The 20,422-nt window shown below is 63.9% G+C and carries 17 protein-coding genes; 3 read left to right on the forward strand and 14 right to left on the reverse strand.

Annotated features, from left to right (window positions below):
* Positions 1-101: 101 nt before the first annotated feature.
* Positions 102-1,946, reverse strand: a complete 1,845-nt coding sequence (gene ilvD / locus AC5WNI_RS12600) for a dihydroxy-acid dehydratase (RefSeq protein WP_175088549.1) — start codon at positions 1,944-1,946, stop codon at positions 102-104.
* A gap of 430 nt (positions 1,947-2,376) precedes the next feature.
* Between ilvD and AC5WNI_RS12605 the strand changes: the two genes are divergently transcribed.
* Complete coding sequence (locus tag AC5WNI_RS12605) at positions 2,377-2,718, forward strand: YegP family protein (RefSeq protein WP_043331370.1); 342 nt, start codon at positions 2,377-2,379, stop codon at positions 2,716-2,718.
* A gap of 303 nt (positions 2,719-3,021) precedes the next feature.
* Here AC5WNI_RS12605 and lon read toward each other — a convergent pair whose 3' ends face one another.
* From lon to nrdR, 9 genes are all read right to left on the reverse strand, one after another.
* Complete coding sequence (lon, locus tag AC5WNI_RS12610) at positions 3,022-5,469, reverse strand: endopeptidase La (protein WP_175088548.1); 2,448 nt, start codon at positions 5,467-5,469, stop codon at positions 3,022-3,024.
* Positions 5,470-5,706: 237 nt separating this feature from the next.
* Positions 5,707-6,987, reverse strand: coding sequence for a DUF945 family protein (locus tag AC5WNI_RS12615; RefSeq protein ID WP_175088547.1), 1,281 nt, complete (start codon positions 6,985-6,987; stop codon positions 5,707-5,709).
* A gap of 115 nt (positions 6,988-7,102) precedes the next feature.
* Complete coding sequence (locus AC5WNI_RS12620; RefSeq protein WP_043331372.1) at positions 7,103-7,576, reverse strand: phosphatidylglycerophosphatase A family protein; 474 nt, start codon at positions 7,574-7,576, stop codon at positions 7,103-7,105.
* Positions 7,573-8,691, reverse strand: coding sequence for a thiamine-phosphate kinase (gene thiL / locus AC5WNI_RS12625; RefSeq protein WP_495928530.1), 1,119 nt, complete (start codon positions 8,689-8,691; stop codon positions 7,573-7,575). Before thiL ends, AC5WNI_RS12620 begins: the two co-directional genes overlap by 4 nt.
* A gap of 1 nt (position 8,692) precedes the next feature.
* Positions 8,693-9,208 (reverse strand): transcription antitermination factor NusB, encoded by a 516-nt coding sequence (gene nusB / locus AC5WNI_RS12630; protein ID WP_175088545.1) that lies wholly within the window; start codon positions 9,206-9,208, stop codon positions 8,693-8,695.
* Complete coding sequence (ribH, locus tag AC5WNI_RS12635) at positions 9,205-9,687, reverse strand: 6,7-dimethyl-8-ribityllumazine synthase (RefSeq protein ID WP_043331374.1); 483 nt, start codon at positions 9,685-9,687, stop codon at positions 9,205-9,207. Before ribH ends, nusB begins: the two co-directional genes overlap by 4 nt.
* A 111-nt stretch (positions 9,688-9,798) precedes the next feature.
* Positions 9,799-10,953, reverse strand: a complete 1,155-nt coding sequence (ribBA, locus tag AC5WNI_RS12640; RefSeq protein ID WP_285461252.1) for a bifunctional 3,4-dihydroxy-2-butanone-4-phosphate synthase/GTP cyclohydrolase II — start codon at positions 10,951-10,953, stop codon at positions 9,799-9,801.
* A 156-nt stretch (positions 10,954-11,109) separates the two neighbouring features.
* Positions 11,110-12,264 (reverse strand): bifunctional diaminohydroxyphosphoribosylaminopyrimidine deaminase/5-amino-6-(5-phosphoribosylamino)uracil reductase RibD, encoded by a 1,155-nt coding sequence (gene ribD, locus AC5WNI_RS12645; RefSeq protein WP_495928531.1) that lies wholly within the window; start codon positions 12,262-12,264, stop codon positions 11,110-11,112.
* A 275-nt stretch (positions 12,265-12,539) separates the two neighbouring features.
* Positions 12,540-13,028, reverse strand: a complete 489-nt coding sequence (gene nrdR, locus AC5WNI_RS12650; protein WP_043331377.1) for a transcriptional regulator NrdR — start codon at positions 13,026-13,028, stop codon at positions 12,540-12,542.
* Between the two features lie 397 nt (positions 13,029-13,425).
* Between nrdR and AC5WNI_RS12655 the strand changes: the two genes are divergently transcribed.
* Together AC5WNI_RS12655 and AC5WNI_RS12660 are read left to right on the forward strand one after the other, a co-directional pair.
* Complete coding sequence (locus AC5WNI_RS12655; protein WP_166018817.1) at positions 13,426-13,674, forward strand: GlsB/YeaQ/YmgE family stress response membrane protein; 249 nt, start codon at positions 13,426-13,428, stop codon at positions 13,672-13,674.
* Positions 13,675-14,037: 363 nt separating this feature from the next.
* Entirely contained in the window at positions 14,038-15,936 is a 1,899-nt protein-coding gene (locus AC5WNI_RS12660) for a sugar phosphorylase (RefSeq protein WP_495928532.1), read from the forward strand.
* A gap of 88 nt (positions 15,937-16,024) precedes the next feature.
* Here AC5WNI_RS12660 and AC5WNI_RS12665 read toward each other — a convergent pair whose 3' ends face one another.
* The 4 genes from AC5WNI_RS12665 to AC5WNI_RS12680 form a co-directional block, all read right to left on the reverse strand.
* The gene (locus tag AC5WNI_RS12665; protein ID WP_175088541.1) at positions 16,025-17,236 is read right to left on the reverse strand and encodes a glycosyltransferase family protein; all 1,212 of its coding nucleotides are present in this window, start codon (positions 17,234-17,236) and stop codon (positions 16,025-16,027) included.
* A 41-nt stretch (positions 17,237-17,277) separates the two neighbouring features.
* Complete coding sequence (locus tag AC5WNI_RS12670; protein WP_495928533.1) at positions 17,278-18,174, reverse strand: HAD-IIB family hydrolase; 897 nt, start codon at positions 18,172-18,174, stop codon at positions 17,278-17,280.
* A 296-nt stretch (positions 18,175-18,470) separates the two neighbouring features.
* Positions 18,471-19,772, reverse strand: a complete 1,302-nt coding sequence (locus AC5WNI_RS12675; RefSeq protein ID WP_495928534.1) for a TRAP transporter large permease — start codon at positions 19,770-19,772, stop codon at positions 18,471-18,473.
* On the reverse strand, positions 19,772-20,416 hold the full coding sequence (locus tag AC5WNI_RS12680; protein WP_175088538.1) for a TRAP transporter small permease subunit: 645 nt from the start codon (positions 20,414-20,416) through the stop codon (positions 19,772-19,774). The genes AC5WNI_RS12675 and AC5WNI_RS12680 overlap by 1 nt, the downstream gene beginning before the upstream one ends.
* Between the last annotated feature and the right edge of the window lie 6 nt (positions 20,417-20,422).

Raw genomic sequence — 20,422 nt, forward strand, 5'->3', positions numbered from 1 at the left:
TCAGTACTCACAAAGGAGACATACAGGAGTCACACAGGCTTGCGCGGTGTTTCAGTGCAGAGGCCTGCTCAGAGACCGAGTCAGATATCCGAGACCGACACTCAGTCCAGCTTGCTCAGGTCACGCACGGCGCCCTTGTCAGCGGAAGTCGCCAGCAAGGCATAGGCCTTGAGCGCGGCGGAGACGCGACGGTTGCGCTGGATGCTCGGCTTCCAGGCATCCTTGCCGCGGGCATCCATCGCTTCACGGCGCTCATGCAGCTCGCTGTCGCTCAGCTTGACGTTGATGGTGCGGTTCGGGATGTCGATCAGGATGGTGTCGCCATGCTCGACCAGACCGATGGCGCCGCCCGCCGCCGCTTCCGGAGACGCGTGGCCGATGGACAGGCCTGAGGTACCGCCGGAGAAACGACCGTCGGTGAGCAGCGCACACGCCTTGCCCAGCCCCTTGGACTTGAGATAGGAAGTCGGGTAGAGCATTTCCTGCATGCCCGGACCGCCCTTCGGCCCTTCGTAGCGGATGATCACGACGTCGCCTTCCTTGACCTTGTCGGCCAGGATGTCTTCCACCGCCTGATCCTGTGACTCACAGACGTAGGCACGGCCTTCGAAGACCAGGATGGAGTCATCGACGCCAGCGGTCTTCACCACGCAACCATCGAGTGCGATGTTGCCGTACAGCACGGCCAGGCCGCCCTGGGTGGAGAAGCAATGGTCGTAGTCGCGGATACAGCCCTGGGCGCGATCACCATCCAGGCTCGGCCAGCGCGCGCTCTGCGAGAAGGCGGTCTGGGTCGGGATACCACCCGGGCCGGCGCGATAGAACTCGATGACTTCATCAGTGGGCGAACGCATGATGTCCCACTCTTCCAGCGCCGCAGACAGCGAGTCGCCATAGACGGTCGGCACTGAGGTATCCAGCACGCCGGCACGGTCCAGCTCGCCCAGAATCCCCATGATGCCGCCGGCACGATGGACATCCTCGATGTGATATTTCTGGGTGTTCGGCGCCACCTTGCACATCTGCGGCACGCTGCGGGACAGCTTGTCGATGTCGGACATGGTGAAGTCGACACCGGCTTCCTGAGCGGCAGCCAGCAGGTGCAGGATGGTGTTGGTCGAGCCACCCATGGCGATATCCAGCGTCATCGCGTTGGCGAAGGCGGCGCGGGAGCCGATGGCACGCGGCAACAGATGCTCTTCGTTGCCTTCGTAGTAACGGCGCGCCAGCTCGACGATGCGATGCCCGGCGTTCTCGAACAGGCGACGACGATCGGAGTGCGTGGCCAGCACGGTGCCGTTGCCCGGCAACGCCAGACCCAGTGCTTCCATCAGGCAATTCATGGAGTTGGCCGTGAACATGCCCGAGCAGCTGCCGCAGGTCGGGCAGGCGCTGCGCTCGATCTCGGCGACCGTCTCGTCGTCAACGCTGTCATCGGCGGCGATGACCATGGCATCGACCAGATCGAGGCCGTGATCCAGCAGCTTGGTCTTGCCGGCTTCCATCGGGCCGCCGGAGACGAAGATGACCGGGATGTTGAGGCGCATTGCAGCCATCAGCATCCCCGGGGTGATCTTGTCACAGTTGGAGATGCACACCAGCGCATCCGCACAGTGGGCATTCACCATGTATTCGACGCTGTCGGCGATCAGGTCACGCGACGGCAGGGAATACAACATGCCGTCGTGGCCCATGGCGATGCCATCATCGACCGCGATGGTGTTGAATTCCTTGGCGACGCCGCCGGCCTTCTCGATCTCTCGCGCGACCAGCTGCCCCATGTCCTTGAGGTGGACGTGGCCCGGCACGAACTGGGTGAAGGAGTTGGCAACGGCGATGATCGGCTTCTGGAAGTCGCCATCTTTCATGCCGGTGGCGCGCCACAGGGCGCGAGCGCCGGCCATGTTACGACCTGCAGTGGTCGTACGGGAGCGATACTCTGGCATGGTGTCCTCGTCAAGATGCTTGGCCGCTCTCCTGCGCGAAGAGGGACTGATTCATGGAATTGCGCCTGACAGGGTCAGATAATTGACACAGCTCTTTCTGCGCAATCCTCTGCAGAATCACTCCGCACGGGAGCGGCTTCTGTTTTGGTCAGGCGGCGCCCCGCTCGGGGTACGCACACCTGGTGTCCAGAGGAGACGCGTGCCTCTTGGGTCAACGCTGTCTACCTAGGGTCAATTCTGTCATGTCCCGGCCCTGCTTGCCTACCAGATAGCACCGCCCACGCCATCAGCAGCCCAGAAAGATGCCGACAAGCGCCAAAAGCGTTGAATGAAGCGGCCTCTAGCGTGGGCCTGCGGCGGGAGGCGCTGATTACACTGAAGGACGACACATCAGGCAATGCCAGACACTCACAAGGAACAGGAGTCACCCATGGCCGGAAAATTCGTCATCACACGGGGCAAGGACAGCAAGTTCTACTTTGCGCTGAAGGCAGGCAACGGCGAGAAGATCCTGCAAAGTCAGGGCTATGCCGACAAGCGCGGCTGCCTGAACGGCGTGGAGTCCGTGCGCAAGAATGCCGTCGAGGAAAAACGCTTCACCCGTGAAGTCGCCAAGGACGGACGTTTCTATTTCACGCTGCTGGCCGCCAACAGCCAGCAGATCGGTCGCAGTCAGATGTACAAGTCGGAATCCGGCCGCGACAACGGCATCGCCAGCGTCGGGCGCAATGCCGCCGAGGCGGCCGTCCTCGAGCAACTCGACACCGCCTGAGCACGAGCCAGGCTGACCAGCCCCTTTCACGATCGCCCTCCCGATCACCCTTCCAATCGCTCTCTCGGAATCGACAGCCAATCGACAGACCCAAGCAGAGGAAGAGGAAAGTACTGCAGGAAAAAAGCACGCCAAGAAGAAAGTACAGGCAGCAGAAAGCACAGTAACGACAGAAGCCCCGCCAATCGGCGGGGCTTCTGTCGTCCTGCGGCTGACTTAGGCGCTGGTCGAGCTCAGCATCTGGCGCTCAGGGCCTGGCGATCAGCGCCTGTCACTCACGCCTCGCCGCTGATCACACACCACTCAATGACGCTGGGCGCTGTCACTGTCGAAGACCACACGCGAGACATCCGCGTAGCGCGCCGCGAAGTGCACGATCATGCCTTCCTTCAGGTATTCCGGCAGCTCATCATAATCGCGCTGGTTGGCCTGCGGCAGAATCAGCTCGTAGATATCACTGCGCCGCGCGGCAATCACCTTCTCGCGGATACCGCCCACTGGCAGCACCTGGCCGGTCAAGGTCAGCTCACCGGTCATCGCCAGCCCCTTGCGCGGGGCCTGACGCTTGGCCAACGACATCAATGCCGTAGTCATGGTCACCCCGGCGCTGGGGCCATCCTTGGGCGTCGCGCCCTCAGGCACGTGCAGGTGAATGAAAGACTCGTTGAAGAAGTCGGCCTCGGCATCGTAGGCTTCGAGGTTGGCCAGGGTGTAGGAGTAGGCGATGTTGGCCGACTCCTGCATCACGTCGCCCAGCTTGCCGGTCAGCTTCAGGCCACGTGTCAGGCCATGCACCCGGGTGGCTTCGATGGGCAGAGTCGCACCGCCCATGCTGGTCCAGGCAAGCCCGGTCACCACGCCTTCGCCGGCCAGGACCTTCTCACGACGGAAGATCGGCGCACCGAGGAATTCCTCGAGATTCTTGACCGAGACCTTCACGGTCGGCAGCTCCTCTTCCAGCAACTTCACCGCCGCCTTGCGCACGATGCGGTGCAGTTGTTTCTCCAGCTGGCGCACGCCGGCCTCACGCGCATAGCCCTCGATGACCTGACGCAGCGCGGCATCACTCAGATTGATGCGCTTCCTGGGGATGTTGTCGCGGGTCAGCAGTTTCGGCCACAGGTGGTGCTTGGCGATCGCCATCTTCTCCTCGGCGATGTAGCCGGAGAGGCGTATCTGCTCCATGCGGTCCAGCAGCGGGCCGGGGATGCTGTCCAGCGTGTTGGCGGTGCACACGAACAGCACCTTGGAGAGATCGAGGCGCACATCGAGATAGTGATCGAGGAAGTCGACGTTCTGCTCCGGGTCCAGCACCTCGAGCAGCGCCGAGGCCGGATCGCCCTGGAAGGACTGCCCCAGCTTGTCGATCTCATCGAGCATGATCACCGGGTTCTCGACCTTGACCTCCTTGAGCGCCTGCACCAGCTTGCCGGGCATGGCGCCCACGTAGGTGCGGCGATGCCCCTTGATCTCGGACTCGTCTCGCATCCCGCCGATCGAGAAGCGATAGAACTCGCGCCCCAGCGCCTGGGCGATGGAGCGCCCGATGGAGGTCTTGCCGACACCGGGCGGGCCGACCAGCAGCAGGATCGAGCCGCCGACATCGCCCTTGAAGGTGCCCTCGGCCAGAAACTCGACGATACGTGACTTCACATCATCCAGCCCATCGTGATCACGATTGAGCACGGTGCGCGCGTGGGCCAGGTTGAGCTGATCGGTGGAGGTGATGCCCCATGGCAGCGAGGTCAGCCAGTCAAGATAGTTGCGTGTGGTGCCGTATTCCGGCGAGCCGGTCTCCAGCACTGACAGCTTGTCGAGTTCGTCATCGATGCGCGACTGGACACGCTCCGGCACCTTGAGCTCGTCGAGACGGCCACGGAAGGTATCGACGTCGTTCTCGCGATCATCCTTGGAGATGCCCAGTTCACGCTGGATGACCTTGAGCTGTTCACGCAGGAAGAATTCGCGCTGATGCTTCTCCATCTGCGCGTTGACCTGCTGGGAGATCTCGGTCTGCAGCTGTGCGACCTCGATTTCCTTGCGCAGCAGGGGCAGCACCTTCTGCATGCGCTCCATCACCGGCAGCGACTCCAGCACTTCCTGCAGCTCAGCGCCCTTGGCCGAGGTGATGGCGGCGGCGAAGTCGGTCAGCGGGCCCGGTTCATGCGGGCTGAAGCGATTGAGGTACTGCTTGAGCTCCTCACCGTACAGCGGGTTGATCGGTAGCAGCTCCTTGATGCCGTTGATCATCGCCATCGCATAGGCGCGGGCCTCGTCGCTCTCGGCATCGACCGGTTCGCGCGGATAGGTGACCTCGACCAGATAGGGAGGCTTGCGCGACAGCCAGCGCGTGATGCGGAAGCGACGCAGCCCCTGGGCGATGAACTGCACCTGATCAGCGCCGTCTTCGGGCTTGTGGACGCGCACGGCGGAACCGATCTCGGGGAAATGCTCGACCCCCAGCTCATCCACCTCGACATCGCCGACGAAGGCCAGACCGACAGCATGATGCGGCGTGTTGCCGACCAGCTGCATGGTCTCGGCCCAACGCTGCTTGTTGATCACCAGCGGCTGGACCTGGGCCGGGAAGAACGGGCGATTGTGGATCGGCAGCAGGTAGATACGCTCCGGCAGCTGGTCGCCACTCGGCACCAACCCACCCGAGGAGGAGGAAGGCTCTTGTGACTGGCTGTCATCCTCGAAGCCGGCAAGAATATCGTCGTTATCGGAAATCTCTTCGTGACGTGGCATGCAACCCTCATGAAACCAAGCCTCGGTTGAGGCGATCATCTCCACCAATGCGGCCAGTGAGCCATTTTATCAAGGCAGGCTGGCTGCGCCGCAGGCGCAACACTGCGTGATCAGGGTGGCACCTGATGCGCCCCCGGAAACGACAATACCCACCATGAGGCGGGCATTGTCGTTTCCAGCATACTGCGCGGCGCTGACGTCACTGAGCGCTCGTGACACCGCGCCTCGCCTCTCCCCTCAGTAGATCGGGGTGCCGTTGATCCTCACGCTGTCACCATCGATCTCGACCACGAGGTTGCGGTCGGCGGCCTGCGGAGAGACCCCTGCCATCATGGCCATCATCGGCGGCACGTTGCGGAACTCGAAGCGCCCGCTCAGACGATTCAGGAAGGCCCGCTGACCCGGGACGGTCTGCAGCTCCTGGATGGTCAGGTCAGTGATGTCGGCACCATCGAGAATCATCTGGCCATCACCCTGCATGTCGACACCGAACGCATCGCTCTTGGCATTCAGCGATTCCAGCGTCAGGCGTGGAGAGGTGCTCAGCATGGTGAACAGCGGCGCTTCGACCTTCTCGAGCATGGCGACCTGCTGCGCTTCGCTCAGCTCCTCGAACGGCTTGCCCGCTTCTTCCAGCAAGCCCTGAAGCTGGGTGATGAAGTCATAGACGGCCGCGCCCTGCAGACGATCGATCGAGATGGACACATCACCGCTGGCCATCTGCTGATCACCCGCGCTGACATCCTCTACCGACAGCTTCATCAGATAGCGCAGCTCGGTCGGGTCCAGACGCGTTTCACCGCTGTAACGGATATCGCTGGCGACCACTGGCGGCTGACCGGTGCCGTTGTCGATGGTGAGGGTGTCCAGCACGATCTTGTCGTCCTGGCGGAAGTCATTGTCCGCCCCGCGATAGATGCCATTGAGGCTCAGGGTACCGATGCTGACCTTCTCGGCACCATTGGTGATATCGAACGGCGTGATCTCGCCATCCACGGTGATTTCCGGGGTATCACCGCCATCGTGGGAAGCCAGCAGCTCGCCGCCCTGGAAGTCGATGCGCGTGCCGCTCTCAGGGTCCTGCCAGTCGAAGGCCGGCAAGGTCAGGGTGGTGTCGCTGGCGCCACTGAAGTTGTCGACGCTGCCATCGAAGGCGATCGCCTTGCCATCGCCGAGCACTTCGGCGAAGACATCGCGTGATGGCGTACCGTACAGCACCTTGACGTTGCCCTGCATGCTGGTCGACAGCAGGCCGTGGCCAGCTTCATAGGGCAATACGATGCGCATGGGGCCTTCACCGTCGCCGGTGGCGAGTTCCATCTCTACCCGGCCCGTGGAGCCGAACCAGCCGCTATCGACCTCTTCACGGGTCGCCTTGATGTCGGAGCTCCTGTCGAGCTCTGCCACCATGCGGGCCATTTCATCTTCAAAACGCTGGCTTGAGTAAGCCACGCCGCCGACATAGCCGGCTGCCCCGATGACGACCACTGCCGTCGCGGTTACCAGTCCCTTGCCCATCGCATTGACCCTTGTCCGTTATTGAAGCATCACACCGTCTGCGCGGTGCCTCTTGTCACATCTGCTTCCATCAGTGAAACACGTGCGTGAGCCTCGCTGCCAAGACAGCGAGACGTCAGTGCAACCACAGCCACAGATGCATCGTCGACCAGGCATAGATACCGGCGAAGACATCATCCAGCATGATGCCGAAGCCGCCGGCAACCCGGCGGTCGGCCCAGCGAATCGGCCATGGCTTGAGAATATCGAAGACCCGGAAGACCACGAAGCCCCATAGCGCTGCCTGCCAAGAGAATGGCACGGCGGCCATCGTGATCCAATAGCCGACGAATTCGTCCCAGACGATCCCGGAGTGATCATGCACGCCGAGATCGCGCGAAGTGCGATCACAGATCCAGATCCCGACCAGCGACGCGACCAGCACGATGGCCAGATACGGCCAAAGCGTGAGGTTGGTCATCAGCCAGTAGAACGGGATTGCCGCCAGGGTACCGAAGGTGCCCGGAGCAAAGGGCGCGGTACCACTGCCCAGCCCGAAAGCCAGGAAGTGCACGGGGCGCCGCCAGACACTGGCGGGTGCCCGATTCATGGTGCCACCCCGTTCGCGTTGCGCGGTAACGCATCATCGCAGGAGCCGTCTGTCCCAGAGACCTGTGTGGCAGAGGACTGAGTGACGGAGGTTTGCGAGGCAGAGGCTTGCGAGGCAGAGAAATGCTGCCAGCTCTGGCCCGTAGCTGCCTGCTCAATGCCCTTTTCCATCAGCAGCACACGCGGCGCATCGCTGCCCGGCGCCTGCATGCGCCCGATGACATTCAAGGGCAGGTTGAGCGAGCGCAGGGCGAGCCTGGCCGTCTCGAGGTTCTCTTCAGGCAGCGTGAGCAACAGCTCGTAATCGTCGCCGCCATTGAGGACCGCCTCGCGAGCCCCCTGCTCGCCCAGCGCAGTGATCAGCTCCGGCGCCAGTGGCAGTTCGCCAAGCTCCAGCGCCGCCGACAGCTGACTGGCGCGACAGATGTGTGCCAGGTCACCCATCACGCCATCGGAGACATCCAGGCCCGCACTGGCCAGCTCACGTAGTGCCAGCCCCGCATCGACCCGCGGTTCTGGTCGCAGGTAGGCCGCCAGGCAAGGATTCAGCACATCGCGGACGCCCTCCTGCCAGGCCTTGAGACCGGCATGCGCCAACCCCGGCAGGCCGGTGACCGCGATGAGATCGCCCTCACGGGCGCCGTCACGCCGCAGGATCGGGCGGGCCACGCTGTCGGCCTGCTGGGCAGGCTCGAGCACGCACGGCAGCTCGCCATGCACGGTGATCGTGATGGAGAGCGGGCCGTGCGTGACGTCGCCGCCGACCAGCGCGATGCCGTAGCGATCCGCCAGCGCGTGGAAACCGGCCGCAAAACCATGCAGCCAGTCTTCATCCACGTCCGGCAACGTCAGCGCCAGCAACGCCCAGCGCGGGGTCGCACCCATCGCCGCCAGATCGGACAGATTGACGGCCAGGGCACGATGGCCAATGGACGCCGCAGGCGCATCCGGCGGGAAGTGCACCCCCGCCACCGAGGTATCGACACTGACCGCCATCTGCATGCCATCACTGGCGGCAAGAAGTGCACAGTCGTCACCCGGCCCCAGCAACACGCCCGGTGCCCCGGACAGATCGCGCTGGAAGTAGCGGGCAATCAGCTCGAATTCACCTGGCATGTCAGCGCAGGCGGGCCTGGGTCACCTCGGCGCTGCGCAGCTTGACTGCCAGCTTGTCGAGGATCCCGTTGACGTACTTGTGCCCGTCGGTGGCTCCGAAGGTCTTGGCCAGCTCGACCCCTTCGTTGATCGCCACGCGATACGGCACTTCCATGCGCTTGGACAGCTCGTAGGCGCCCAGACGCAGGATGGCCAGCTCGATCTCGTCGAGATCCTGCAGGCGACGGTCGAGCAGCGGGCTGATGCTGGCATCCAGTTCTTTCTGGAAGCGCGGCACGTTGTGCAGCAGCTCGTGGAACAGGGCCTGGTCGGCGATACGCATCACCTCGACCCAGTTCTCATGCAGCTCGACATCATCGTCGATCTTTTGACCACGGAACTCGGCTTCGATGGTGGTCATGTTCTTGCCAGTCATCTGCCACTGGTAGATGCCCTGCACGGCCAGCTCGCGAGCGGCGCGACGCGCCTGCTGCTGCTTGGACGGCTCGCGCTCGGTACGTTCATTGCGTTCGCTCACGCGTCACCTCCCATGGCCTTGAGCAGGGAGACCATTTCCATCGCCGCCATGGCCGCTTCGGTACCCTTGTTGCCGGCCTTGGTGCCGGCACGCTCGATGGCCTGCTCGATGGAATTCACCGTCAGCACGCCATTGGCGACCGGGGTGTCGAATTCGAGCTGCAGACGCGACAGCGCGGAGTTGCACTCACCGGCGACGTATTCGAAGTGCGGCGTACCACCGCGGATCACCGCACCCAGCGTGATGACGGCGTGCGGCTTGACCTTGGCCAGCACGGCCTTGACGGCCAGCGGAATTTCCCAGGCACCCGGCACGTGGATCAGGTCGATGTTTTCCTCATCGACGCCGTGGCGTACGAGAGAATCGACCGCGCCTTCCACCAGGCTGTCGACGACATGGTGGTTGAAACGCCCGACGACGATGACGTAACGGCCATCGACATTGGTGAAAGTGCCTTCGAGTTGAGCAATCGGTTGCATGGTCAGTCCACAATGCTAGCGCCCCGGAGAACCGGGGCGGGGATATCAATCATACCGGGGCAGGTCGCCAGAAGTGCGCGACCTCCCCCGCCATTTGGAGTGCCGAAGCGCTTATGCGTCGGCGGCGTCTGCCCCTGTCTCGCCGGTCGTGTCATCACTGCCGACCAGTTCGACCACTTCGAGGCCAAACCCGGACAAGGCAGAGAACTTCCACGGCGAGCTGAGCAGACGCATCCGGCCGACACCGAGATCCCGAAGGATCTGGGCACCGGTACCGGTGGTCAGATAGTTGCCCGCACCATCGGATTCGTTGGTGCGCGGCGTACGACGTCGTCCGAGGAAGACATCGAGACGATCCTTGTAATCCATCGCGTCGCTGCCGGTGTCCAGCAGTACCAGCACACCGGCATCGGCGGCGGCGACTTCAGCGAGCGCATCATTGAGCGCCCAGCTGCTGCTGCCCGGCTGACGCAGGGTCAGCAGGTCGCGCATCGGGTCCTGCACGTGCACGCGCACGGTGGTCAGAGACTCGGCATTCGGCGTGCCCTTGACCAGCGCCAGGTGGTGACGGCCCTGGATTCGATCGCTGAAGCAATGCAACGTCAGCTCGCCGAAGGCGGTCTCGACCTGCTCGCTGTCCAGCACTTCCACGGTCTGCTCATTGTGGATGCGATACTCGATCAGATCCGCAATGGTGCCGACCTTGAGGTCGTGCTCGGCGGCAAAGCGCTCGAGCTCTTCACGACGCGCCATGCTGCCGTCATCGTTCATGATTTCACAGATCACGCCGGTCGCGCCAAAGCCCGCCATGGATGCCAGGTCACAGGCCGCCTCGGTATGGCCGGCACGACGCAGCACGCCACCCGGCTCCGCCATCAGCGGGAAGATGTGTCCCGGCTGGACGATATCCTGCGGGCGCGCATTGCGCGCGGCGGCAGCCTGCACGGTCCGGGCGCGGTCAGCCGCCGAGATGCCGGTGGTGACGCCTTCGGTGGCCTCGATGGAGAGCGTGAACTTGGTGCCGAAGCCGGAACCGTTGGCCTGAACCATCAGTGGCAGCTGGAGCTGTTCGCAATGCTCACGCGACATCGGCATGCAGATCAAGCCACGCGCGTGGCGTGCCATGAAGTTGATGTGCTCGGCTGTCACGGCTTCCGCGGCGATGATGATGTCGCCTTCATTCTCACGATCCTCGTCATCCATGAGGATGACCATCTTGCCTTGTCGGATATCCTCGACGAGTGCTGCGATGCCTGATAGCGCCATGCTTGCTCCACTTTACGGGCTGCGCCGGCCCAAGTCGGGCCCACGCGTATTATCAAAAAGTCGGGCGTCAGGGTACCCCGCCACCCCGTTTTGCGCCAGCACCCAGCGACGACGCTGTCGCCAGACGGCGGCAAGTGCTTGCGTGACAAGAAGAAATCAGTCGCCGCTCTCCTGCGGGCCTGGCGATGCTACTGGCACCGCGGTGATGCGCCAATCACGCCCCACCGCCCGGATATCGCGAATCTCGACCCGGCGCTGCTGCGCCATGCGATCCAGCCCCGGCAGTGCCAGCAGCGGACGAGCCTCGCCGCCCAGCAGCGTCGGGGCCATGAAGAGCTGCATCTCATCGACCAGGCCTGCCTGGATCATGGCCCCGGCCAGCACCGCACCGGTTTCCAGCAGCACCTCGTTGGCCTGCTCGTGCTCGGCCAGATAGCGCAGCAGAGCCTCGAGGTCCACGCGTCCATCCGCGCCGGCCGGCAGTGCCACCACTTCGGCACCGGCCGCCTCCAACAAGGTACGTCGCTCAGCCAGCGCCGCTGTCTCGTCCGCGACACACACCAGCAGCGTACGACCGGATTGCGCCAGAATGCGCGCCGCCAGCGGCAGACGCAGGTGGCTATCCACCACCACGCGCAACGGCTGACGCGCCACCAGCGCCTCGAGTCCCAGCGGGTGGTCGTCGAGGCCGAGCTGGTCGGCGCGTACATTGAGGCGCGAATCATCGAAGATGACCGACTCGATGCCGCTCATCACCACGCTGGAGCGCGCGCGCAGACGCTGCACGGCGCTGCGCGCTTCAGGGCCGGTGATCCATTGGGATTCGCCGGAGGCCATCGCCGTGCGACCGTCCAGACTCATGGCCTGCTTGAGGCGCACGAAGGGCCGACCGCGTTCCATGCGTGACAGGAAGCCGGGATTGAGCGCTCGCGCCTCCTGCTCCAACACCCCGAACGTCACCGCGATGCCCGCGCCCTGCAGCAGCGCGATGCCGCGTCCGGCGACCTGCGGATTCGGATCACGCATCGCAATCACCACCCGAGAGACGCCCGCCGCGATCAGCGCCAGCGAGCAAGGACCGGTACGCCCGGTGTGGGAGCAAGGCTCCAGCGTCACATAGGCCACGCAGCCCAGCGCGCGCTCGCCCGCCTCTGCCAGCGCATTGACCTCGGCATGCCCTTCCCCGGCACGCACATGAAAGCCGCTCGCGATCACCTCGTCAGTCTCGGCCTCTACCAGGACACAGCCGACACGCGGATTGGGCTGCGTCGTGTAGCTGCCCAGCCGCGCCAGGCGCAGGGCGTGGGCCATGTGGCGCGCATCACGCGCCGAGGGAGCACTGCGTTCTCGAGAGTGACTGTTGCGAGAGTGGCTGTCACGGGGAGCATGAGAAGCATGAGGAGAAAGAGACATGCGATACCTTGGCGTGAAACGAGAGAAGGTCAGGCGGTGGCCATGCGGTGGCCACCCCTCCGAGGCCTGAAACCTGAGGCCCAGGACCCAGGGCCGAAGCCACGCGGCGTGCCGCGACAGAGCCAGCAGACACAGGCCTCAAGGGCATCGACAAGGATGACCGTGTCGAGACATCAGGGGCGCGCGTCTTCCTCGCCCGGCAGGAAGCTGGGCTCCTGGGCGAGACGATCGATCTCGGCGCGGAATTCATCAAGATCCTGGAAGCGACGATAGACCGAAGCGAAGCGGATATAGGCGACCTGATCCAGCCGCTTGAGCTGTTGCATGACCTCATCACCGATGCGCCGCGCCTCGATCTCACGCTCGCCGGTGGCACGCAGACGCTGACGAATGCGCTCCACCGCGGCCTCGATCAGCTCGGAGGAAACCGGGCGCTTTTCCAGCGCACGCAGCATGCCGGCACGCAGCTTGTGCTCATCGAAGCTCTCGCGCGAGCCGTCGCCCTTGACCACGCGCGGCATGACCAGCTCCGCCGTTTCGTAGGTCGTGAAACGCTCACCGCAGGCCGCGCACTGGCGACGCCGCCGCACCTGGTCACCCTCGACCACCAGTCGGGAATCCGTGACCTTGGTTTCATGAGTTCCACAGAAGGGACAGTGCATGTTGGAGAGCCTGCTTGGGTGCGAGGTGGCTGCGGCCCCGCGCGAAGCACAGCGAGGAAGTGGCGCAGCGCAGCCGAATGACAGCGAATGGCGGGTATTGTAACCGTTAAGGCCCCGCCACGGGAGCCTATGTCAGCCCCGACCTATCTGAACTGGCCTTGGGGAGCGGCCAAAGGGTGACAGGAGTTTCCTGCATTGTCGCCCCGGGTGACGAGCCCCGCGGCGAAAGCATCCATCATCCTGCCCGGCAGGCTTGAAATCCCCGCGCGATAACCGAAAGATGACGTCAGGGTAAGCGCCTCACAAGGACGCTTGCCCGAGCCGTGGAATCCTTTCACGACTGGCGGCGGATGATCTCTGCCGCGAGACTGATCACGATGACGCAAGGAGCTGCGACATGGGAATCATTGCATGGATCATATTCGGTCTTGTTGCCGGCATCATCGCCAAGGTGATCGTGCCCGGCAAGGACCCGGGTGGCATCATCGTCACCAGCATCATCGGCATCCTGGGGGCCGTGGTCGGTGGCTGGGTCGGCACCCTGATGGGCTTCGGGGAAGTGACGGGGTTCAATCTGGCCAGCTTTGTCATCGCCGTGCTCGGCGCCGTCATCCTGCTGATTCTGTATCGCGTGCTGCGCAAGTAAAGCGTGTCATGAAGCGCAGTGGCGTCAGCCGGCCTCAGGCCACATGACGCCAGACAGGACGGCCAGCCGGCACATGCAGGCTGGCCGTCCTGCCTTGCAGGCTTGACGAATCTGGCCCGAGGCGTGCATGACTCAGGGGTAAAGGCGCCAGGCCGTCACCCACGGGCGCCGCTGAGCGATGCGCCATTCATTGATTTCACCAGGCGACGACCAGTCGACTTCATCTGATGCGCGCCCGCCTGTCTCGCCATCGGCCCCGCAGGATGGCGCTGGCGCGCTTCACGAAGATCACCCGCGACACGCTCTGCCCATTGCGACTCACGCGGCAGAGCCAGACCGCTTTTGCTGCCACGAGGATTGCCCATGTCCGATACGTCATCTTCCGATCACTCGACTTCCACTGCAGCCGATCCCGCGCCGAGCGAGGGCAACGCCAGGCCACGCGTCAGAGTCTCTCTCGCCAAACGTCTCTCGCAAGCTGATTTCCAGGCGCACGCCACACGTCTGCTCGCCGAGATCTATCCACAGCGTCATGAAGAAGTCCTCAGACGCCTGGAGACGGTACTGGACTTCCATCGCACGCGCCTCACCCCCCGCGTGCCGGAAGGCGAGCCGCTCTGGAGCGAGGGCGATCAGTGGCTGATCACCTACGGCGACAGCCTGCAGCAGGAAGGCGAGGCGCCACTGGCGACCCTGCACGACTTCCTCGCCAGCCGACTGGACGATAGCCTGTCCGGTGTCCACGTGCTGCCTTTCTTTCCGTGGAGCAGCGATGACGGCTTCAGCGTCATCCACTATCGCGAAGTCAATCCGGCCCTCGGCGATTGGCAGGACATCCGGCGCCTGAGCAAGCACCGCGACCTGATGGCAGACCTGGTCATCAATCACTGCTCGCGCGAGTCACTGTGGTTCGCCGACTATCTGGCCGGCGTGCAGCCCGGTCGCGACTACTTCATCGAGATGGACCCCGACACCGATGTCTCCGAGGTGGTGCGCCCGCGCCCGTCTGCCCTGCTCACGCCGGTGCATACCCGTCGTGGCCTGCGCCATCTTTGGGCAACCTTCTCGGATGACCAGATCGACCTGAACTTCGCCAATCCCGATGTGCTGCTCGAATTCATCGGCATCCTGCTTTATTACCTCGAGCAGGGCGCGGGCATCATCCGCCTCGATGCAGTGGCCTTCCTGTGGAAGCGCCAGGGTACCTCCTGCATCCACCTGCCGGAGACACACGCCGTGGTACGCCTGCTGCGCGCCATCGTCGACCATCTGGCGCCGGGCAGCCTGTTGATCACCGAGACCAACGTGCCCCATGCCGAGAACATGTCCTACTTCGGGCTCGATCGCCTGTCACAGCACGACCTCACTGCCATCGAGGGCAGCGCCCAGGCCGATGAAGCGCACCTGATCTATCAGTTCACGTTGCCGCCGCTGACGCTGCACACCCTGACCTCCGGCGATGCCAGCGCTCTGACCCAGTGGGCCGCGAGCCTGCCGTCGTTGCCCTCCGGCTGCAGCTACTTCAACTTCACCGCCAGCCACGACGGCATCGGCGTTCGCGCCCTTGAGGGCCTGCTGCCCGACCACGAGCGCGACACCCTGGTGCGACTGGTGCATGACTTCGGTGGCTACGTCAGCATGCGCGCCAACCCGGGCCGCGCCGACACCCCCTATGAGCTCAATATCAGCTACTTCGATGCGCTCAAGGGCACGCGGCGCGGCCAGGACCCGTGGCAGATCGAGCGTTTCATCGCCAGTCAGACCCTGATGCTGAGCCTGCAGGGCATCCCGGGGCTGTATATCCACTCGCTGACCGCGACCCCCAATCACCAGGAAGGCGTCGAACGCGATGGCCATCTGCGCGCCATCAACCGCCGCAAGTGGCAGCGTGATGAACTGGAAGCGCTGTTGGCCAGCCCCAACACCGCAACCCATGAGGTCTTCCACGCCCTCAAGCGCCGGATGGCACTGCGCCGCAACGAACCCTGCTTCCACCCGGATGCCGACCAGAATGTCTTCGATGTCGGCCCGGACTTCTTCGTCTTCGAGCGTGTCACCCATGAAGGGCGTCGCTTGCTGTTCGCTCTCAATGTCACCGATCAGCCGCGCGTGCTGCCGCTGCCGGAAAGCTGGCAAGGCGTCGCGCTGACCGACCATCTGTGCCACGACAAGGCCTACGATCCCACCATGGCCCGCCGCCCCTATCAGGCGGCCTGGCTGATGGAGCAAACCGTGCGCCCGCCGGCCATCGAGGTCGTCTGACGCCCGCGCTTCTTCCCTCTGCCCACGACAACGGGGCTGCCACTGGCAGCCCCGTTGTCGTGGGTCTCGCTGTTTCCCGCCGCGAGCGTTACTGGTTGTCCAGCTCCACCGCTTCGTGCATGCGCTCGAGCAGGTCCGGTACGGCTGACTGCACCCGGTTCCAGCTGGGGATGAAGGGCTTGTCGCGCGGATTGTCGAGGAAGGCGCTGCCGGCATCCATGATGTTGGAGGCGAACAGCTCCACCGCCGCTTCCTCGCTGTGGCGGTCCACCGTCAGACCATTCATGACGGCATCGTTGTAGTAGGTCTCGATCAGGTCCAGCGCGATACGGTAGTAGGTCGCCTTGATGGTGCGGAAGGTCTCGCCGTGCATCTCGACGCCCAGCGTGGCCAGCTTGCGATACATCGCCTTGGCGATATCCAGACTCATGCGATTCAAGCCGCCCAACGCATCTTCCGCGGACAGCGGCTGGTGCTTGTGATCATAGGCATCGGCGATGTCCACCTGACACAGGCGCTTGGTGGAATAGTTGCGGTGGACCTCGGACAGCACGCCGATCTCCAGCCCCCAGTCACTGGGAATGCGAATGTCCGCCAGCACATCGGTGCGCATCGAGAACTCGCCGGACAGCGGATAACGATAGCTGTCGAGATAATCCAGGTACGGCAACGGGCCATAGACCTTCTTGAGCGCCCGGATCAACGGCGTGACCATCAGGCGTGCCACGCGGCCATTGAGCTTGCCCTGGGCGATGCGCGAGTAGTAGCCCTTGCAGAACTCGTAGTTGAACTGCGGATGGGCCACCGGGTAGATCAGCCGTGCCAGCAGGCCGCGGTCATAGGTGACGATATCGCAGTCATGCAGTGCCACTGCCTCGGCTATGCCCGAGGCCTGCACGTAGCCTGAGCAGTACCAGACATTGCGCCCCTTGCCGGCCTCCATCGGCGCCAGGCCATGCTCGGTCAGCTCCTCATCCAGTGCCCGCAGGCGCGGCCCGTCGTTCCAGAGGATGCGGTGATGCTGCGGCAGGTGTGAGAAGAACTCCTTGGCATGCTCGAACTGGTCACGGTCGGCGCGGTCCAGCCCGATCACGATCTCGCTGAGGTAGGGCACCTGGGCCAGCTCCTCGACGATATGCTTGAGGGCGGGGCCTTCCAGCTCGGAATACAGCGACGGCAGAATCAGGCTCATCGGTCGCTTGCGGGAGAAGCGCATCAGGTCCGCTTCGAGATCTTCCACCGGACGATCGGTCAGGTTATGGAAGTTGGTGATGATGCCATTCTGGTAAAAATCGCTCATGTCAGCTCCTTGTCTTGCCGAAGACACGCATCAGGCAGGCGTCAGGCGCCCAGACCTCTGGATGTCCATTCTTCCGGCTGGCCATTGGCCAGCCAGTGACGCAATCCCTCGACCCATCCCTGCGGTCCGGGGAGATTGGCGCGAAAACAGCGGCGTTCATCCGCCAGTTGCGGATGATCGGCAAGCTCCCGATCACGCTGTGAGGTATCACCGACGCCGGGAATCAGCACAGCGTTGTCGACGGCGGCCAGCAGCGGCAGGTCATTGGCGCCATCACCGAAGCCCAGCGTCCAGGGGCGCACCCGCTCGCAGAGCCGGTAGCGGGCAATCAGATAGCGCGCTGCCACGCCCTTGTCGCTGTCCCCGGTCACATGGTGGAAGCGCCCTCCATGTGTCAGCTTGAGGCCATGGCTGGCCAGACGCGCACGAAAGTCCTCGAGACGCTCCGGCGCGTCACGCCACACCAGCGGCTCACTGGCATCACGCTGTCCCGCCAGGGCCGCATCCTCCTCCCCCAGCCCCGTCAGCTCGCTGACTCTCGCCACCGACATCGAGGCGAAGCCCTCGAAGGCGAATTCCCCGCTCAGCTGATCCAGTACCGCGAGAATCCTGTCGCGGGACATCGCCACCGCGATACGACACAGGCCGTGTGCATCCGGGGCGCTGGCCGCTTCCAGCGGGTAGGCGCTCAGCCAATCGGCAGGCAGTGCCACCACGCCGCCGTTCTCGGCGATCCATGGCTGGCCCGCCAGGCCCAGCGAGTCCATCAGCGGCGCCAGTTCCGCCGCCGTCTTGGAGGTATTGGGGACGACCCAGACACCGCGCGCGCGCAGGCGGGTCAGCCAGCTGCGCGCCGGGCCCGGCGAGTAATCGTGGTGATCCAGCAGCGAGCCATCCAGATCGGTCAGCAACAACAGCGGTGCTTGAGTCTCTGACATGTGAACTCTCCTCGTGAAGTGCTGCAGCGTGTCGGGGGTCACCTCGACAGGATCTCGTGGCACCGGACAGGCATTGCAAGAGCATTGCAGGGAATGTGCCAAGATGGTGCATCTGCCATGACAGCCTGCCCACTCTCATCGTGGCTGTGTTTGTGTGTCCGCTCATTTGCACCATAAAAGAGCACAAAGCCTGCCTTGCATGATGTCACGCCTCATGGCGGCGCAAATCCAACGTCACCAACGACGACGCCCTCGCATCTGCGAGGGCGTCGAGTCTACGGCTAAGTCTATTGAGCCTAGACCAGCCACAGCGACAGTTGCGGCCACAGCAGCAACATCGCCAGCACGCACAGCTGGATGGCGATGAATGGCAGCAGCGAGACGAAGATATCCTTGAGACTGATGCCTTCCGGTGCCACGCCTTTCAGATAGAAGGCGGCAGGCCCAAAGGGGGGCGACAGGAAGGACACCTGCATGTTGACCGCGAACAGCACGCCGAACCATACCGGGTCGTAGCCGAGCTGCACGATGATCGGCACGAAGATCGGCAGTGTCAGCATCGCGATGCCGATCCAGTCGAGGAACAGCCCCAACAGCAGCAGGATCGCCATCATCACCATGATGATCGCCAGCGGCGGGATATCCAGGCCGAGGATCATGCTCGACACGAAGCGGTTGCCGCCCATCAGGTTGTAGACCCCGACCAGCGCCGCCGCGCCGATACCGATCCAGATGATCATGCCGCAGGTGTTCATGGTCTGGGACAGCGCGCGCTGCATCAGGGTGATGGAGAACTCACCGCGCAGCATCACCGCCACCAGCACGCCGAAGCTGCCCATCGCCGCGGCTTCGGTCACCGAGGCCACGCCACCGTAGATGGAGCCCAGCACCAGCCCCGCGATGACCGCCGGCACACCGATGGCCTTGAGAAGCTCACGCTTGCTCTGGAAGCTGACGCGGCGCTCTTCCTCCGGCATTACCGGCCCCAGTGAAGGGTTGCGCAGACAGCGGATCAGCACGTAGATGATGTAGCTTGCCATCAGCACGATGGCCGGGGTGATCGCCGCGGTGAACAGGTCCGCGATCGACTGGTTGGCGATCAGGCCATAGATGATCAGCACGATGGAGGGTGGCATCATGGTGCCCAGCGAGCCGCCGGCACACACCACGCCGATGGCGATGTGCTTGTCATAGCCGAGCCTGAGCATCTGCGGCAGCGCCAGAATCCCCAGCAGCACGATCTCTCCGCCGATGATGCCGGACATCGCGGCGAGGAAGAACGCCACCACGATGGTCTGGATCGCCACGCCACCGGGCAGGCGCCCTGCCATCACGCGCATGGCATTGAACAGGTCCCTGGCGATCCCCGAGCGGTCCAGCAGCGAGGCCATCAGCACGAACATCGGCACCGCCACCAGCGAATACTCGGTGACGAAGCCATAGACACGACTGGTGACCAGCGGCAGCGCCATCGGACCGAACCAGCCGAAGGTGTAGGCCAGCGCGACCAGGCCGGTGACGAAGGCCAGCGGCAGGCCGGTGACCAGCAGCGCGAAGATGCCGCCGACCAGCAGCATCGTAGCCGTTGCGATATCCATCAGCGCAGCTCCTTGTGGTCAGCTGCGGCGCCGGGAGTGGCGTCGGAGGCGTCATGAGACTCACTGCCGCCCTCGGGCGGACGGGGCGAGAAGAAGGTCTGATAGAGATGCCACAGCGCCTGCAGGGTCATCACCGCCAGCGCGAACAGGATCACGCCCTTGGTCAGCGCCGGAAACGGCGGATTCCATGAGGTCCCGGAACGCTCCAGCTGCCACTCGCCCAGCGGACTGTGCGAGGCACGCCAGAACATCACCCAGCCCGCATAGCTCATCGCCAGACAGAAGACGAACGTCATCACGTCATTGAAGCAGTCCAGCACGTAGCGAAAGCGCGTGCCGACCAGGTCGTAGAGCACGCGCACGCGAATGTGGCGATTGTTGGCCAGTGCCGCCGGGCCGCCCAGCGCGAAGCTGGTCGCGACCAGGAAGATCACCGTCTCGTGCACCCAGGAGGTCGGTGAATCGAGGCCGTAGCGCATCACCACCTCGAACACGCTGATCGCCATCGCCAGCAATACCAGCCACGCCGCGGCGCGCGTGCCCTTGCCCACCAGGCGGTCCAGCGGCGTGCGCGTGCCCAGGTTCGGGTCGTGGTCATCCGACGCCTCGGGTAGCCCCGGCGACGCCACATCATGTTCTGCCATATCGAA

The organism is Cobetia sp. PDI-12MA, from assembly GCF_059507695.1.